Here is a 16,598-nt window from a genome sequence, read left to right as displayed (position 1 = left end):
GGTACGCTCTTCCGCCACTGTAGTCGGCGGTCGAAAGCCAACCAGGTCAGGGGACGTTGATAACGCCGTGACGCTCCGCGAAGGGCGTCATCAACCGGGCGAGATCGCGGGCGACGTCGTGATCGGCCTCCGGCGGCATCGATACGTAACTCAACGCCAGCCGCACGATGGCGCGCGCCAGCACGCCGGCGTCCTCGTCGCTGGTGGCCACCCACGTGCTGGTCAATGCGGAGCTCAGCCGGGCCGAAGCGCGGGTGATGATGGGCGCACTGTCGGTGGTGATGAGCTGCAGCAAATCGGGCTTGGCGACTCCGCTCAGCAGCGAGATCACCAGCGGGTCCGCCGCCGACTCGGCGAAAAACGACCGGAAGCCCGCCAGGAAGGCTTCGAAGAAGTTGCCGACATTCGCGTCCAGTGCGGCGTGGATGGCGTCCACCAGGCGATCGGCCAGGCGCAGGGCGTACCCCTGCGCCAGACCTTGCCGTGAGCCGAACTCGTTGTAGATCGTCTGCCGGCTGATGCCGGCGGCCCGCGCCACGTCGGACAGGGTGATCGCGGACCAGTCCCGCGTCAGCAGCAAGTCGCGCATCGCGTCCAATACCGAGTCACGCAGCAGAACCCGCGACGCCTCGGCGTAAGGAATCCGCTTCACAGGCGCGACAATAGCTCGTACCACTGCGCCGCTCCTCCTCATCACTTCGTTCTGCATCGTCGCTGGCGGCTACGGCCGCGCTACCTCCACCATCTCGAAGTCGGACTTTGCCGCGCCACAGTCCGGGCAGCTCCAGTCGTCGGGAATGTCGTCCCACCGGGTGCCCGGGGCGATGCCGTCTTCCGGCCAGCCCTTGGCCTCGTCGTACTCGAACCCGCACTGCACGCAGACAAAAAGCTTGTAGTCGCTCACTGGTTCACTCCCATCCAATTGTCCGGCTCCTTCTCACCCGCTCGCGCGGCCGCATTGTCGCCGGACGCCGTTTCGAAATCGATCTTTTCGCGCACCGCACAATCGGGGCAGCACCAGTCGTCGGGGATATCACTGAAGGGCGTGCCCGCGGGAAAGCCTTCCCGCGGAGCGCCTTTCGTCTCGTCGTAGGTGTAGTCGCAGCCGGGGCAACGATACGCGGTCATGCCGCCACCCCATACTTGGCGAGCAGCTTCTCCCGCAGCCGCGGCTGCAGGTTGACCTTGGTGATATCGCCGTCGTAGTGCGCCAACACCCGGTGGTCCATCACCTTGCGCCACACCGGCGGCAAGTAGGTCAGCGCGATCATCGACGCGTACCCGCTGGGCAGGCTGGGCGAGCCCGCCATGCTGCGCAGCGTCTGGTAGCGCCTGGTGGGATTGGCGTGGTGATCGCTGTGGCGCTGCAGGTGGTAGAGGAACAGGTTGGTGACGATGTGGTCAGAGTTCCAGCTGTGCACGGGGGCGCAACGCTCGTAGCGCGTCTTTCCAGAAGGCGAGTCAACTTTCTGCCGCAGTAGGCCGTAGTGCTCAAGGTAGTTGACGGTTTCCAGCAGGGAGAAGCCGAACACCGCCTGGATGACGAGGAACGGAATCACACCCGCGCCGAAGACCACGATCAGCGCGCCGAACAGCATCACCGACATGGCCCAGGCGTTGAGCACGTCGTTGGACGCATACGTCCTGGGGTCCCACGGGCTCTTGCCGAGCCGGCGGATCCGCTGCGCCTCGAGATGAACCGATGAGCGCAGGCTGCCGAACACGCTGCGGGGCAGGAATTCCCAGAACGTCTCGCCGAAGCGGGCCGACGCCGGGTCCTCGGGGGTGGAGACGCGCACGTGATGGCCGCGATTGTGCTCGATGTAGAAGTGGCCGTAGGCGGTCTGCGCCAGGGTGATCTTGGACAGCCAGCGCTCCAGCGAGTCCTTCTTGTGCCCCATCTCGTGCGCGGTGTTGATGCCCACGCCGCCGAGTACACCGACCGACAGCGCGACGCCGATCTTGCCGACCCAGCCCAGGCCGCCGGCGGGCCCAGTTTCGAAGCCCAGCCAATGCAGGTCCGGCGCGGTGAACAGGTAGGCACCCAGCACGACGCTGAGGTACTGGAACGGGATGTAGATGTAGGTGCAGTAGCGGTAGTACCTGTCGTTCTCCAGCCGCTCCATCACCTCGTCGGGCGGGTTCTGCCCGTCGGGCCCGAAACGCAGGTCCAGAATCGGCAGCAGGATGTAGAGCAGGATCGGGCCGATCCACAGCGGCACCTGGGCGCCGGCGTGCCAGCCGAGTCGGTTCAGTCCCCAGACGATCGGCAGCATCACGAACAACGCGGTCGGCGGGATCAAGCCCATCAGCCACAGGTAGCGCTTCTTGTCGCGCCACTCGGTGCCCTCGACTTCTTGGGCCGCCTGGATCTGTGTGGTCATATGCCAAACCTCCTTGTGAGTCACACCACGTGAGATTGGACAATACAGGCGTTTGCGTCTCGTGTCTAGACATACAACGTACATTTGTAAAGACGGCCTAGGTCGCCTGCTCCGCTTGTCGGCGGCCCTGCACCGAGTGCCGGTAGCCGTAGCCGAAGTAAATCCCGGTACCCACCACCAGCCACACGCCGAACCGGACCCAGGTCAGCGCGGTGAGGTTCACCATCAGCCAGACACACGCGCAGATCGATGCGATCGGGAGTACCGGCACCCACGGCGCCCGGAAGCCGCGCTCCAGGTCCGGCCGGGTCCGGCGCAGCACGATGACTCCGGCGGACACCAGGACGAACGCGAACAGCGTTCCGACATTCACCATTTCCTCGAGCTTGCTGATCGGGAACACCGACGCCGTGGCCGCGATCACCAGCGCGATGAGCACGGTGATGCGGACCGGCGTCCCCCGCGAACTGGTCTTGGCCAACGCTCGCGGCAGCAAACCGTCGCGCGCCATCGCGAACAGCACCCGGCACCCCCCGAGCACCAGCACCATCACCACGGTGGTCAGCCCGGCCAATGCCCCGATGGCGATGATCTCGCTCGCCCAATGGATCCCGTTCGCGGTGAACGCGGTGGCCAGGTTCGCCGGCTTGCCACCGGGCATGGTCTTGAGCTGGGTGTAGGAGACCATGCCGGACAACACGACGGAGACCGCGATGTAAAGGACGGTCACGACCGCCAGCGACGTGAGGATCCCCCGGGGCACGTCGCGCTGGGGCCGTTTGGTCTCCTCGGCCATCGTGGCGACTATGTCGAAGCCGATGAACGCGAAGAACACGATCGATGCGCCGGCCAGCACGCCGTACCAGCCGTAGTGGCTGCTGTGCGCCCCCGTCAGCAGCGACAGCACCGACTGGTTGATGCCGCCGGCCTCGCGCCCGGCTTCCGGCTTGGGGATGAACGGCGAATAGTTGGAGCCTTTGATGTAGAAGACGCCGACCACCACGACGAAGATCACCACCGACACCTTGATCGCGGTGATCACCGCGGAAATCCTCGACGACACCTTGGTGCCCGCGGCGACCAGCGTCGCCACCAGAAAGACGATCAGCAGCGCGCCCCAGTCCAGGTTCACCGAGCCCAATTGGACTGTGCCTCCGCCGAATCCGAATACCGTCCCCAAGTAACTGGACCAGCCTTTAGACACCACGGCGGAGCCGATTGCCAATTCCAGCAACAGATTCCAGCCGATGATCCAGGCCAGGAACTCGCCGAAGGTGGCATAGGAAAAGGTGTACGCGCTGCCCGCGACGGGCAGGGTGGAGGCGAATTCGGCATAACACAAAGCGGCCAGCGCGCAGGTGACCGCGGCGATCACAAAAGATATCCAGATCGCCGGACCGGTGATATCGCCGGCGGTCGACGCGGTGACCGTGAAGATGCCGGCGCCGATCACCACCGCGACGCCGAATACCGTCAGGTCCCACCAGGTGAGGTCCTTACGCAACCGGGTGTCTGGCTCGTCGGTGTCGTCGATCGACTGTTCGACTGACTTGGTGCGCCAGCGGTTGGCCATATGCCGCCTCTCGTAGACCGTCAGAAGCCATTGGACCGCACAGTACTGGGTACTCCCCCCGGATGGCGGACTGCGCAGGCACCCGAGACCACGCCGTGGTGATCGGCGCCAGCATTGCGGGTTTATGCGCCGCGCGGGTTCTCTCGGATTGGTATTCCCAGGTCAGCGTCTATGAGCGGGACGAACTGCCGAACACACCGGCAAACCGCGCGACGACCCCGCAGGATCGGCACCTGCATTTGCTGATGGCACGCGGAGCCACGGAATTCGACGCCCTGTTCCCGGGCCTGCTGAAGGACATGGTGGCCGCGGGCGTGCCCATGCTCGAAAACCGGCCGGACTGCATCCACCTCGGTGCCGCGGGCCATGTGCTCGGCACCGGACACACGCTGCGCGACGAATTCACCGCATATGTGCCCAGCCGGCCGCATCTGGAATGGCAGCTGCGCAGCCGCGTCCGCGACATCGACAACGTCGTGATCGTGCGGCGATCCGTCGCGGAACCGCGGTTCGACCGCGGGCAGCAGCGAGTGACCGGCGTGCTGCTGGACGCCGTCGACGGCGGCGAGCCGGAATTCGTGCGTGCCGGCCTGGTTGTCGACGCGGCGGGCCGTGGCACCCGGCTGCCGGTTTGGTTGACGCAGTGGGGATATCAGCGTCCCACCGAGCAAACCCTGGACATCGGCATCCACTACGCCAGCCATCAGTTCCGCATGCCGGAGGGATTGATTCCGGAGAAGGTTGTCGTGGCCGGAGCCTCGCACCAGCAGTCGCTGGGGATGGGCATGCTGTGCTACGAGGACGGCACCTGGGTGCTGACCACCTTCGGCGTGGCCAACGCCAAGCCGCCGGCGACGTTCCCGGAGATGCTTGCGCTGGCCGACCAGCTACTCCCGGCGCATTTCACCGACGCGCTGACGCAGGCCGAACCCGTTGGCGCGCCGGCATTTCATGCCTTCCCGGCCAGCAAATGGCGTCGCTACGACAAGCTGGACCGGTTCCCGGCCGGAATCGTCCCCTTCGGTGACGCCGTGGCCAGCTTCAATCCCACCTTCGGACAGGGCATGACGATGACGTCGTTGCAGGCCGGTCATCTGCGGCGGGCGTTGCGATCCGGGGATCCGGACTTGGCCGGCGAACTCAATCGGGCGACCGCCAAGACCACCTTTCCGGTGTGGACGATGAATGGCATCGGCGACGTTGCTTTTCACCACGCGGACAGCAGCGGGCGGATCCCCTGGTGGTGGCGGCCGTCGGGCGCGTTGTTCGACCAATTTCTCGGGGCCGCCGAAACCGAACCCGTTCTCGCCGAATGGTTTCTGCGAAGATTCTCGCTGCTGGACAGCCTTTATATGGTTCCGCCGCCGCGGATCATCGGCCGCGCCATGGCCCATAACCTGCGACTGTGGCTACGCGAGCGCCGCGAGTTGCGTGAGGCCGCCCACGTCACAAACCCACAGTCGCCCTGAACAACTTCGCGGGCGCGTGCGCGACCAACCCCACCGGGCCGTCGTCGGCCGCCACCCAGGCGGCCATCCCGCGTCCCAACTCAAGTGACCCGGATTTCCCGTGCACCACCGCCGAACCCTCGGCGCACAACAGGATCTGTGGGCCGTCATGGCTGGGGGATGCGTCGACCTCGTGGCCGAGATGCTCGCCTTCGAGGAGCAACAGTGCGACCGCGAATTCGTCGGCCGGGGTGTCATAGGTGAGCCCGAGCCCCTCGCGGCGGACCTGCGGCCGCAGCTGCGCCTCGGCGGTGGGCGTAAAGTCCAACACCCGCAGCAACTCGGGCACATCGACGTGCTTGGGGGTCAGGCCGCCACGTAACACGTTGTCGGAGTTGGCCATAACCTCGATCGCGAAACCACGCAGATAGGTATGCAGGTTGCCGGCCGGCAAGAACAGCGCCTCGCCCGCGGCCAGGCTGATTCGGTTCAGCAGCAACGACGCCAGCACTCCGGCGTCACCGGGGTAGCGTTCACCGAGTTCCAGCACTGTCTTGGCTTCCGCCGCGAACTCCGTTGCGCCGGAACTGACGTACTGGATCGCGCCGTCGATCACCGCGGACACCAGCACGTCGATATCGGGCTGCGGTGCGGTGATCCAGGTGGTGAACAACGCACGCAGCCCGTCGGCGTCGGACTGGTCGTTCAGCAATTCGATGTAGGGGTCGAGGTCGGTGACGGCCAATGCCCGCAGCAGCTCGATAGTGCGAGCAGCCTGACGAAATCCCGCGAGTGCCTCGAACGAGTGCAGCGCCACCAACAATTCGGGCTTGTGCGAGGTATCGCGGTAGTTGCGGACCGGCGAGGTCACCGGGATACCCAATTTCTCCTCGCGCAGATAGCCCTCGATGGCCTGTTCGGCACTCGGATGGGCCTGCAGCGAGAGCGGTTCGTCGGCGGCGAGCACCTTGACCAAGAACGGCAGCACGTCACCGAACCGTTCGCGCGACGCGGAGCCGAGCTGTCCCTCCGGATCGGCGGTCACCGCCTCCAGCAAGGAGAGTTCGCCCCGCTCGGTTTCCAGGAAGGCCGGATCCCCCGGATGCGCGCCGAACCAGAGCTCGGCTTCGGGATGAGCCGCGGGCACCGGCCGGCCGGTGAATTCGGCGATGGCGGTACGCGACCCCCACGCGTACGTCCGTACGGCACCGCGAAGCACTTCCACTTGTCTATCTATCCCCGCACCAGTCGCAAGTAAACGGCGGCCATCTCCAACCGAACCGCCAATACTGCCAGTTGCTGCTCGGCGCGCCCGGCACCGGCCGGCTCGCGCGGAGCGGCGGGTCCGGCCAGGCCGTCCGACCCGTCGCCGACCTCGGGTACATCCTGGGCCGCGACCAGATAGGCGTCGTCGAGCCCGGCAATCCGCGCGGCCGCGACCGTGCGGTCGCCGGACAACGTCAGCGCCAGCACCCGCAACCGCTGGGGCAACGGTCCGTCGATCTCGTCGTCGTGGAACAGCGCATCCACCGACGACGGGCCGGATCCGAACTCGGCGGGCTCGCGCAGCGCCACCACCGCATCCGCCAGGCTGCTCGCGGCGACCACCTGGCGCGCGATCCGCAGCAGAGTCGAACTGCCGTGCCGGGCCAGCGCCAGTGTCGCGGGACAGTCGCCGGCCAGCGCGACCCGGTGATCGGACAGTCGCGCGGCAATCGTCTTGGCCGGGTTGGTGAATAGCTCACGGCCAGCGCTGTTGCGTAGCGCTTCGGCATCCAGCTCATCAGCGAGCGTCGCCACGTCGATGTCCAGCCGGGGGTCCACCGTTTGCAGCGTCGCCAGGCCGGCGGCTAGATACCGGCACAGCCCGAACTCGTCGGGAACCCGCAGCCGCGGAGCCAGCACCGCGACCCGGCCGGCGGTGGAGTCGCGCAGCGGACCCTCGTACGGGGCGACGACGACAACCCGGGCGCCGCGGCGCACCCCGGTCGCGGCGGCACCCACGAGGGCCGGATCGCCGGGGTCGTCGCCCGCGACGATCAGCACGTCGAGCGGACCCACCCACGGCGGGGCCTCGTTGAGGATCGCGATCGGCGCCGGCGCCGCGCCGCCCTGCGTCGCGGCCAACATCGCACCGGCCGTCTCGGCGGTCCCGCGTCCGGCCACCCAGATCACGCTGCGCGGGCGGTCGCCGGTACGCAGTGAGTTCAGCTCTCCTTCGTCAACGGCCGAGGCGATGGCGCGCACCTGCGCGCCGGCCGACGAGGCGGACCGCAACAGGCCCTGTCCGTCGGCGCCGAGCAGGCCGTCGGTGTCTTCGAGGTCGATCGCCCCGATGGCGTTCACGGCACGCTCTCGCTGCGCTGCACCTGGCTCGTGATCTCCGCGATCATCGCCTCGACATCCTCTGCGGTACGGCCCTCCGCGTTGAGCCGCAGCAGCGGCTCGGTGTTGGAGCTGCGCAAGTTGAACCAGCTGCCGTCGCCCAAGTCGACTGTCACCCCGTCCAGGTGATCGATGGAGTGGATCCGGCTGCCGAACGACTTCAGCACGGCGTCCACACACTGTGCGGCGTCCGACACCGTGAAATTGATCTCGCCGGAGGATTCGTAGCGGTGGTAGTCCGCGGTCAGCTCGGACAGCGGCCGGTCCTGCTCACCGAGGGCGGCCAGGACATGCAGCGCCGCCAGCATGCCCGAGTCGGCGCCCCAGAAGTCGCGGAAGTAATAGTGCGCCGAATGCTCGCCACCGAAAATCGCGCCGGTTTCGGCCATCAGCGCCTTGATATAGGAGTGTCCGACGCGCGAGCGCAGCGGTGTACCGCCGCGCTCGGAGACGAGTTCAGGCACCGCACGGGACGTGATCAGATTGTGGATGACGGTGGCGCCGATCTCCCGGCCCAGCTCGCGGGCGGCCACCAGGCTCGTCACCGTCGACGGGGAGACGGCCACGCCGCGCTCGTCGACCACGAAGCAGCGGTCGGCGTCGCCGTCGAAGGCCAGTCCGATGTCGGCGCCGGTTTCGCGCACATAGAACTGCAAGTCCAGCAGGTTGGCCGGATCGAGCGGATTGGCCTCGTGATTGGGAAACGAGCCGTCGAGCTCGAAGTACAGCGGTAGCAACGTGATCGAGTCGATCGCGCCGAGCACCGCCGGAGCCGTGTGACCCGCCATCCCGTTGCCGGCGTCCACCGCCACCCGCAGCGGTCGCAGACCGGCTGTCCGGACCAGCGAGCGCAGGAAGTCGCCATAGTCGGAGAGCACATCGCGATCGGCGATGGTCCCCGACCGCCCGGCATGGGCCGGGATGCCGGCGATCAGCCGGTCGCTGATCTCTTTGAGCCCGGTGTCCGCGCCGACGGGTAGGGCGGCGGCCCGGCAGAGCTTGATGCCGTTGTAGGCGGCGGGGTTGTGACTGGCGGTGAACATCGCACCGGGGCAATCGAGCAAACCCGAGGCGAAATACAGCTGATCGGTGGACGCCAACCCGATGCGCACCACGTCGAGGCCCTGGTCGGTCACCCCGGCCGCGAAAGCAGCGGCGAGCGACGGCGAGCTGTCGCGCATGTCCTGGCCGATTGCCACGCGTTGCGCGCCTTCACCGCGCATCAACGCGGCGAAGGCGGCCCCGATGTCGGCGACCAGCAACTCATCGATCTCTTCGCCGACCAGCCCACGGATGTCATAAGCCTTGATGACACGGTGGACAGTCGCGGCAGGCCGAGACATGCGGGGCCTCCTTGACGCCATGGATTGATTTGCCTCTTGGCGTCAGCCTATCGGCCCGCAGAAGTTACGGTTCCAAACGGTTTGGCAGAAAACCCCGGCGGAGCTAGTCCGACGGATCGGGTAACACCCGCAGATGCCCGCGGCGACGTCCGGATCGCTTGTCGGGCGGCGCGAGCAGATGGCTGCTGGGTGCGGTGGCCTGGGCTCCGGTGTGGTGCAGATGCGGAGCCGTGGGGGTACCTCCCGCTTGCGTGGGAAAGCCGTTCAACGGCATGCCGGTGCCGCCCGCGAACGGCACGGCCGCCTCCCCCGCACCGCCTTCGCGCACGGCGTCGGCGAGTGCGACCAGGTCGTCTTCATCGGGATTGGCCGGCTCAGTATTGAGGGGCCCGGCGTGGCGCACCAGATCCCAACCGCGGGGCGCGGTGATCCGGCCGGCGTGGCCGACGCACAAATCCCACGAATGCGGTTCGCGCGCGGTCGCGAGTGGGCCTACAACTGCCGTCGAGTCCGAGTAGACGAACGTCAAGGTCGCCACGGCGTAATGCGGGCACCCGGGCCGGCAGCAGCGACGGGGAACGTTCACGTCGGAAAGGCTATCGTGCGGAAACGCCGCCGAAGCGCCGGACACGCGCAACCGTTCGGCCCACGATGTTCAACCGTTACCATCGGCGCGTGGGTGATTCGCGCAGTTTCCCGCGGAACGGACGGCCGTCGGGCCGAGCGGCGCCGCACCGGGCAACTCGTCGCGGCCGCGATATGCGGGGTCCTTTGCTGCCGCCGACGGTGCCGGGATGGCGCAGCCGGGCCGAGCGGTTCGACATGGCGGTGCTGGAGGCCTATGAGCCGATCGAGCGGCGCTGGCAATCACGGGTGTCGGACCTCGACGTGGCGGTCGATGAAATCCCTCGCATCGCCGCCAAGGATCCCAACAGCGTGCAGTGGCCGCCCGAGGTCGTCGCCGACGGACCGATCGCGCTGGCCCGCTTGATCCCAGCCGGGGTGGATGTCCGCGGCAACGCGACGCGAGCACGAATTGTCTTGTTCCGCAAGCCCATAGAACGACGCGCCAAAGACACCGTCGAACTTGGCGAGTTACTGCACGAGATTCTGGTGGCGCAGGTGGCCATCTATCTCGACGTCGAACCCACGGTCATCGACCCGACGATCGACGACGAATAACCTCAGCAGGGTTGTCGAGTCAGATGATGCCGCGTTTGAGGCGGCGGCGCTCACGCTCGGACAGGCCACCCCAGATACCGAAACGCTCGTCATGCGCCAGGGCGTACTCGAGGCATTCATGACGTACCTCGCAACCCAGGCAGATCTTCTTGGCCTCGCGGGTGGACCCGCCCTTCTCCGGGAAGAAGGCCTCGGGGTCGGTCTGCGCGCACAGGGCGCGGTCCTGCCATTGGTCCGGAGTGAGCTCGGGTTCCGGTAACGGCTCGGGCTCGAATGCGACTGGCGCATCAGGGACCACGGTCAAGTGGGGCCGGGCAATCGGTGCCGGCGCGGAGCTGATCGTGGCGCGCTCAGTGCTTGGCATGACGCCCCATATGTGCTCGTAAGACATGAGTCGTACGCCTCCTCAGCTTCGTTGTTTGAGTGAGTGGAGATTTCCGCTGTTCTGATGTACAGACAAATCAATTCGAACAAGTGATCGAATCACGGTCTGCGACACCGGAACCGGCCGGCCAACCGGGAAATGACACTGATGTGATTAGACACGGGTTGACCAGCCGGGTCAAGCTTTTCGCGGCATTTCCATACCATCTCGTGACCAAATTCCGGCGTTTCTGTTATTCCGCCCTTCCGGCGTGTCGATCACAACCCCTCCCAACTGTTCGTTGCGGTCACCGAATTCGACATCTCGCAGGCCGGTACTGTCGTCCGGTGTGAAGGTCACCGTACTGGTCGGCGGCGTCGGCGGTGCCCGGTTCCTGCTGGGCGTCCAGCAGTTACTCGGTCTGGGTCAGTTCAGCACCGAGGGACAAACCGCGGGCCACGAGCTGACTGCCGTCGTCAACATTGGCGACGATGCCTGGATCCATGGGGTTCGGGTTTGTCCAGATTTGGACACCTGCATGTATACCTTAGGTGGAGGCGTCGACCCGGAGCGCGGCTGGGGTCACCGCGACGAAACCTGGCACGCCAAAGAGGAATTGGCGCGCTACGGCATGCAACCGGATTGGTTCCAACTCGGCGACCGCGATCTGGGGACCCACTTGGTGCGCACCCAGATGCTGCACGCCGGCTACCCGCTGTCACAGATCACCGCGGCCTTGTGCGACCGATGGCAACCGGGCGCGCGGTTGGTGCCGGCCAGTGACGACCGTTGCGAAACACATGTGGTGATCACCGATCCGGCCGATGACAGCCAGCGCGCGATCCACTTCCAGGAGTGGTGGGTGCGCTATCGGGCCCAGGTGCCCACCCATAGCTTTGCGTTCGTCGGCGCTGAAACGGCCAGCGCCACAACCGAAGCGACCCAAGCCATCGGCGACGCCGACATCATCCTGCTGGCACCGTCGAATCCGGTGGTCAGCGTCGGCGCGATACTGGCCGTCCCCGGCATTCGCGGCGCGCTGCGCGCCGCCGCCGCACCGATCGTCGGCTACTCGCCGATCATCGGCGGAAAGCCGTTGCGCGGCATGGCAGATGCCTGCCTCGAGGTGATCGGGGTCGAGTCCACGGCGGAGGCGGTCGGGCGGCATTACGGGGCGCGCGCGACCACCGGGATATTGGATTGCTGGCTGGTACACGAGGGCGACCACGCCGACATCGACGGCGTTGCGATCCGCTCGGCGCCGCTGCTGATGAGCGACCCGAAGGCGACGGCCGAGATGGTCCGGGCCGGACTGGACATCGCGGGCGTGGCGACATGACCCGTTCTCCGAAGGAGCATGGCACCGCCGCGGCGATCGAGATCCTGCCCGTGGCCGGGCTTCCCGAATTCCGCCCCGGCGACGATCTCGGTGCCGCGGTCGCGTCGGCCGCACCGTGGCTGCGTGACGGCGACGTCGTGGTGGTCACCAGCAAGGTGGTGTCCAAATGCGAGGGCCGGCTGGTGGCCGCACCCGAGGACCCCGCGGAGCGCGACGAGCTCCGCCGCAAGCTGGTCGAGGACGAAGCGGTCCGGGTGCTGGCCCGCAAGGGCCGCACGCTGATCACCGAGAACCGGCTGGGGCTGGTCCAGGCCGCCGCCGGGGTCGACGGATCCAACGTCGGCCGAAGCGAACTCGCGCTGCTACCGGTCGATCCCGACGGCAGTGCCGCGGCACTGCGCGCCGCACTGCGCGAGAAGCTCGGCGTCGACGTCGCGGTGGTGATCACCGACACCATGGGCCGGGCCTGGCGCAACGGCCAGATCGACGCCGCGATCGGGGTGGCGGGTCTGGCTGTGCTGCACGGCTATTCGGGCGCGGTCGACGAGCACGGCAACGAGTTGGTGGTCACCGAGATCGCAGTGGCCGACGAGATCGCGGCGGCGGCGGATCTGGTCAAGGGCAAGCTGACCGCGATGCCGGTGGCCGTCGTGCGCGGGCTCACCGTCGTCGACGACGGCACGAGCGCCCGGCACCTGCTGCGGCCCGGGCCCGAAGATCTGTTCTGGCTGGGCACCGCCGAAGCCATCGATATGGGACGGCAGCAGGCCCAGCTGTTGCGAAAGTCGGTACGCCAATTCGGCGCCGAGCCGGTGGCACCGGAACTGATCGAAGCGGCTGTGGCCGAGGCCTTGACCGCGCCGGCGCCGCACCACACCCGTCCGGTGCGCTTCGTCTGGCTGCGGACCGCGGCCACCCGAACGCGGCTGCTGGATCGCATGAAGGAGCAGTGGCGTTCCGACCTCGCCGGTGACGGCAAGCCCGCCGACGCGATCGATCGGCGGGTGGCACGCGGCCAGATCCTCTACGACGCACCCGAGGTCGTCATCCCGATGCTGGTCCCCGACGGCGCCCACACCTATCCCGACGCGGGGCGCACCGACGCCGAGCACACCATGTTCACCGTCGCCGTCGGAGCGGCCGTGCAGGCACTGTTGGTCGCGCTGGCCGTGCGGGGAGTCGGCAGCTGCTGGATCGGCTCGACGATCTTTGCCGCCGATTTGGTCCGCGCCGAGCTCGAGCTGCCGCCCGATTGGGAGCCGTTGGGCGCCATCGCGATCGGCTATGCCTCCGAAGGAGCAGGGGCCGAAGGGTTGCGCGACCCGGTGAATCCCGGAGATCTGCTGATCCGCAAGTAATACTGGCCCGGTGAAGACATTCGCGAGCAAGGCGGCCGCATCGGCCGACAAGGTTCGCGGCGGCTACTACACGCCGGCCCCGGTGGCCCGATTCCTGGCTCGCTGGGTCCGCCAGGCCGGTCCCCGAATTGTCGAGCCCTCGTGCGGCGACGGCCGCATCCTGCGCGAGCTGGCCGCGCTCAGTGGGCAAGTGCGAGGCGTGGAACTCGTCGATGAAGAGGCCGCGAAGTCGCGAGCGTTCGCTCCGGTCGACACCGCGAATCTGTTCACCTGGCTCGCCGACAACGAAGCGGCCGGCTGGGACGGGGTCGCGGGCAACCCGCCCTACATCCGGTTCGGCAACTGGGCACCCGGGCAACGAGAGCCGGCGCTGGAGCTGATGCGCAGCGCGGGGCTGCGCCCCAGCAGGCTGACCAACGCCTGGGTCCCGTTCGTCATCGCGAGCACCGCATTGGTGCGCGACGGCGGACGGGTGGGTTTGGTATTGCCCGCCGAATTGCTGCAAGTCGGTTATGCCGCACCATTGCGTGACTTTCTGCTGACCCGGTATCGCGAAATCACTCTGGTCACATTTGCGCGGCTGGTGTTCGGCGGCATCCTGCAGGAAGTCGTGTTGTTCTGCGGGGTCGCCGGTACGGGCCCCGCGCGGATTCGCACGGTCAATCTCACCGATGCCGACGCGCTCGACAGCGCGGATCTCAACGTCGATTCCGCGCCCGCGCTGCTGCACGAAAACGAGAAGTGGACAAAGTACTTTCTGGAGCCCGCCGCGATCCGGCTACTGCGCACACTCAAGCAGTCCGGCGCCATGACCCGGCTCGGGGCCATCGCCGACGTCGACGTCGGCATCGTGACGGGCCGCAACAGCTTCTTCACCTTCACCGCGGCACAAGCCGACGAGCTGGGACTGCGGCCACATTGCGTGCCGCTCGTCTCGCGCAGCAGCCAGCTGTCCGGCCTGGTCTACGACACCGATTGCCGGGCAAGCGATGTCGCGGCCGGGCACCGGACCTGGCTGCTCGACGCCCCGGCCGAGCCCGCTGATCCCGCCCTGACCGCTCACATCGACGCCGGCGAGGCCGCCGGTGTGCACCGCGGCTACAAGTGCTCGATCCGCACGCCGTGGTGGCGCACTCCGTCGCTGTGGGTGCCCGACCTGTTTCTGCTGCGCCAGATCCACCTGACCCCGCGGTTGACCGTCAACGCCGCCGCGGCGACCAGCACCGACACCGTGCATCGGGTGCGGCTACTGGGCCCTCCCGATAGCCGGGCTGACCCGGCGGCGGTTGCCGCGGTGTTCCACAACAGCGCGACGTTCGCCTTCGCCGAGATCATGGGCCGTAGTTATGGTGGAGGGATCTTGGAACTGGAGCCGCGGGAAGCCGAGCAGCTACCCATTCCCGCACCAGCGCACGCCGGCGCCGAACTCGCCGAAGACATCGATCTGCTGCTGAAGGCCAACGAAATCGAGAAGGCACTCGACGCGGTCGACCGGCACGTCCTGATCGACGGGCTCGGCTGGTCGCCGGACGTCGTCGCGCAGTGCCGAGCGGCGTGGCACAGGCTGCGCGATCGCCGGACCAGGCGCGCGGCCCGATGAGCATCCGCGACTCGGCCATCTCAATCCTCACCGACTGGCGGGCACCCGACCCGGCGCAGGATTCGTTGCGGCACGCGGTGCTGGCCTTCGTGCACGGGCGCGACGACGCCTGCCGCCGCGAGTGCGAGGCCGGCCACGTCACGGCGTCGGCGATCGTGCTCGACGACACCGGCACCCGGGTGCTGCTCACCCTGCATCGTCGGCTGCGCCGCTGGGTGCAGCTCGGCGGCCACTGCGACGACGACGACCCGGACATCGTGACCGCGGCGCTGCGTGAAGCCGTCGAGGAATCCGGCGTGCCCGATCTGCGGATCGCCGCGGACCTGGCCGCAATTCACGTCCACCCGGTCACCTGCTCGCTGGGTGTCCCGACCCGCCACCTGGACCTGCAATTCGTCGCGCAGGCGCCGGCGGGCGCGCGGATCGTGGTCAGCGACGAATCCGAGGACCTGCGGTGGTGGCCGGCCGACGCGTTGCCGCCCGGCACCGATTACGCGCTGGCCCATCTGGTTTCGCGGGCGCAAGAGACGGGATCGCCCGCCTAGACGTCGCTGGAGTAGCGGATCCCGCCGTCGGGAATGGAGACGCCGGGCCAAACCCGGGCGCCGCGCAGCAGCTCGCAGCGCGCACCGATGTCGGCGCCGTCGCCGATCACACCGTCGCGGATCAGCGCCCGCGGACCGATGCGGGCCCCGAAGCCGACGATCGAGCGCTCGATCACGCTGCCGGCTTCGATCTTGACGCCGTCGAAGATCACCGCGCCGTCCAGCCGCACACCGGGACCGATCTCGGCGCCGCGCCCGACGACCGTGCCACCGATCAGCACCGCGCCGGGCGACACCGCCGCGCCCTCGTGCACGAGCTGCTCGCCGCGATGTCCGTGCAGCGCCGGGGACACGGCGATGCCGCGCACCAGGTCCGACGATCCGCGGACAAAGTCCTCCGGGGTGCCCATGTCGCGCCAATAGGTGGCATCGACGTAGCCGCAGACCTTGACGTCTCGGTCGGCGAGCAGCGACGGGAACACCTCGCGCTCGACCGACACCGGCCGACCCCGCGGAATCCGGTTGACGATCTTGCGCTCGAAGACGTAAGTGCCGGCGTTGATCTGGTCGGTCGGCGGATCCTCGGTCTTCTCCAGAAAGGCGACCACGCGGTCGTTTTCGTCGGTGGGCACGCAACCGAATGCGCGCGGATCGCCCACTCGCACCAGGTGCAGCGTCACGTCGGCTTCGTTGGCGCGGTGGGACTCCACAAGCTGGCCGAGGTCGACCCCGGAAAGCACATCGCCGTTGAACACCATCGCCGTGTCGTGCCGCAATCTGTCGGCGATGTTGGCGATGCCGCCACCGGTCCCCAGCGGTTCCGCTTCGGTGACGTAGTCGATCTCCAGGCCGAGCGCAGAGCCGTCACCGAACTCCGCCTCGAAGACCGCGGCCTTGTAGGAAGTGCTCAGGATGACGTGCTCGATGCCCGCCGCGGCAACGCGCGACAACATATGGGTGAGAAAAGGCACCCCGGCGGTCGGCAGCATCGGCTTCGGCGCCGACAGTGTCAGCGGCCGCAAGCGCGTGCCCTTGCCGCCGACCAGAATCACCGCATCCACCGGGAGAATCGCCAAC

General features: G+C 67.5%; 17 protein-coding genes. 6 read left to right on the top strand and 11 right to left on the bottom strand.

Annotated elements, in window-relative coordinates:
• Positions 1-46: 46 nt before the first annotated feature.
• From alkX to OK015_RS08065, 5 genes are all read right to left on the bottom strand, one after another.
• Positions 47-694, bottom strand: a complete 648-nt coding sequence (gene alkX / locus OK015_RS08085; protein WP_268130568.1) for a TetR family transcriptional regulator AlkX — start codon at positions 692-694, stop codon at positions 47-49.
• A gap of 27 nt (positions 695-721) precedes the next feature.
• On the bottom strand, positions 722-904 hold the full coding sequence (locus tag OK015_RS08080) for a rubredoxin (protein ID WP_024448548.1): 183 nt from the start codon (positions 902-904) through the stop codon (positions 722-724).
• Positions 901-1,128: a rubredoxin gene (locus tag OK015_RS08075; protein ID WP_268130562.1), complete on the bottom strand. Its 228-nt coding sequence runs from the start codon at positions 1,126-1,128 to the stop codon at positions 901-903. The genes OK015_RS08080 and OK015_RS08075 overlap by 4 nt, the downstream gene beginning before the upstream one ends.
• Complete coding sequence (locus OK015_RS08070) at positions 1,125-2,384, bottom strand: alkane 1-monooxygenase (RefSeq protein WP_268130560.1); 1,260 nt, start codon at positions 2,382-2,384, stop codon at positions 1,125-1,127. The genes OK015_RS08075 and OK015_RS08070 overlap by 4 nt, the downstream gene beginning before the upstream one ends.
• 97 nt (positions 2,385-2,481) lie before the next feature.
• Entirely contained in the window at positions 2,482-3,957 is a 1,476-nt protein-coding gene (locus OK015_RS08065) for an amino acid permease (protein ID WP_268130558.1), read from the bottom strand.
• A 95-nt stretch (positions 3,958-4,052) separates the two neighbouring features.
• Between OK015_RS08065 and OK015_RS08060 the strand changes: the two genes are divergently transcribed.
• The gene (locus OK015_RS08060) at positions 4,053-5,426 is read left to right on the top strand and encodes an FAD-dependent oxidoreductase (RefSeq protein ID WP_268132528.1); all 1,374 of its coding nucleotides are present in this window, start codon (positions 4,053-4,055) and stop codon (positions 5,424-5,426) included.
• On the opposite strand, the gene manA is transcribed toward OK015_RS08060, so the two are convergent.
• The 4 genes from manA to OK015_RS08040 form a co-directional block, all read right to left on the bottom strand.
• Positions 5,404-6,630 carry a mannose-6-phosphate isomerase, class I gene (gene manA / locus OK015_RS08055; protein ID WP_268130556.1) on the bottom strand — a complete coding sequence of 409 codons (1,227 nt, stop codon included), beginning with the start codon at positions 6,628-6,630 and terminating at the stop codon, positions 5,404-5,406. The two genes, OK015_RS08060 and manA, sit on opposite strands and share 23 nt — an antisense overlap.
• Before the next feature lie 8 nt (positions 6,631-6,638).
• Positions 6,639-7,751: a TobH protein gene (locus OK015_RS08050; RefSeq protein WP_268130555.1), complete on the bottom strand. Its 1,113-nt coding sequence runs from the start codon at positions 7,749-7,751 to the stop codon at positions 6,639-6,641.
• On the bottom strand, positions 7,748-9,133 hold the full coding sequence (locus tag OK015_RS08045; RefSeq protein ID WP_268130554.1) for a phosphomannomutase/phosphoglucomutase: 1,386 nt from the start codon (positions 9,131-9,133) through the stop codon (positions 7,748-7,750). Before OK015_RS08045 ends, OK015_RS08050 begins: the two co-directional genes overlap by 4 nt.
• Positions 9,134-9,236: 103 nt before the next feature.
• Positions 9,237-9,719 carry a DUF3499 domain-containing protein gene (locus OK015_RS08040; RefSeq protein WP_268130552.1) on the bottom strand — a complete coding sequence of 161 codons (483 nt, stop codon included), beginning with the start codon at positions 9,717-9,719 and terminating at the stop codon, positions 9,237-9,239.
• A gap of 173 nt (positions 9,720-9,892) precedes the next feature.
• Here OK015_RS08040 and OK015_RS08035 point away from each other — a divergent pair, with 173 nt between their 5' ends.
• The gene (locus tag OK015_RS08035; RefSeq protein ID WP_268132526.1) at positions 9,893-10,315 is read left to right on the top strand and encodes a metallopeptidase family protein; all 423 of its coding nucleotides are present in this window, start codon (positions 9,893-9,895) and stop codon (positions 10,313-10,315) included.
• A gap of 19 nt (positions 10,316-10,334) precedes the next feature.
• Here OK015_RS08035 and OK015_RS08030 read toward each other — a convergent pair whose 3' ends face one another.
• Complete coding sequence (locus OK015_RS08030; RefSeq protein WP_326498524.1) at positions 10,335-10,706, bottom strand: WhiB family transcriptional regulator; 372 nt, start codon at positions 10,704-10,706, stop codon at positions 10,335-10,337.
• A 322-nt stretch (positions 10,707-11,028) separates the two neighbouring features.
• Here OK015_RS08030 and cofD point away from each other — a divergent pair, with 322 nt between their 5' ends.
• The 4 genes from cofD to OK015_RS08010 are packed head-to-tail and all read left to right on the top strand — an operon-like array spanning position 11,029 to position 15,521.
• Positions 11,029-12,018: a 2-phospho-L-lactate transferase gene (gene cofD / locus OK015_RS08025; RefSeq protein ID WP_268130551.1), complete on the top strand. Its 990-nt coding sequence runs from the start codon at positions 11,029-11,031 to the stop codon at positions 12,016-12,018.
• A complete protein-coding gene (locus OK015_RS08020) occupies positions 12,015-13,376 on the top strand; it encodes a coenzyme F420-0:L-glutamate ligase (RefSeq protein WP_268130550.1) in 1,362 nt (453 codons plus the stop codon). Before cofD ends, OK015_RS08020 begins: the two co-directional genes overlap by 4 nt.
• Before the next feature lie 10 nt (positions 13,377-13,386).
• On the top strand, positions 13,387-14,976 hold the full coding sequence (locus OK015_RS08015) for a class I SAM-dependent methyltransferase (RefSeq protein ID WP_268130548.1): 1,590 nt from the start codon (positions 13,387-13,389) through the stop codon (positions 14,974-14,976).
• Positions 14,973-15,521: an NUDIX domain-containing protein gene (locus OK015_RS08010; RefSeq protein WP_268130546.1), complete on the top strand. Its 549-nt coding sequence runs from the start codon at positions 14,973-14,975 to the stop codon at positions 15,519-15,521. Before OK015_RS08015 ends, OK015_RS08010 begins: the two co-directional genes overlap by 4 nt.
• On the opposite strand, the gene OK015_RS08005 is transcribed toward OK015_RS08010, so the two are convergent.
• Positions 15,518-16,597, bottom strand: a complete 1,080-nt coding sequence (locus OK015_RS08005; RefSeq protein WP_268130544.1) for an NDP-sugar synthase — start codon at positions 16,595-16,597, stop codon at positions 15,518-15,520. The two genes, OK015_RS08010 and OK015_RS08005, sit on opposite strands and share 4 nt — an antisense overlap.
• Between the last annotated feature and the right edge of the window lies 1 nt (position 16,598).

Origin of the sequence: Mycobacterium sp. Aquia_216, from assembly GCF_026723865.1 — a bacterium.
Classification (GTDB): domain Bacteria; phylum Actinomycetota; class Actinomycetes; order Mycobacteriales; family Mycobacteriaceae; genus Mycobacterium.
This window is presented reverse-complemented; position numbering and strand designations above follow the sequence as displayed.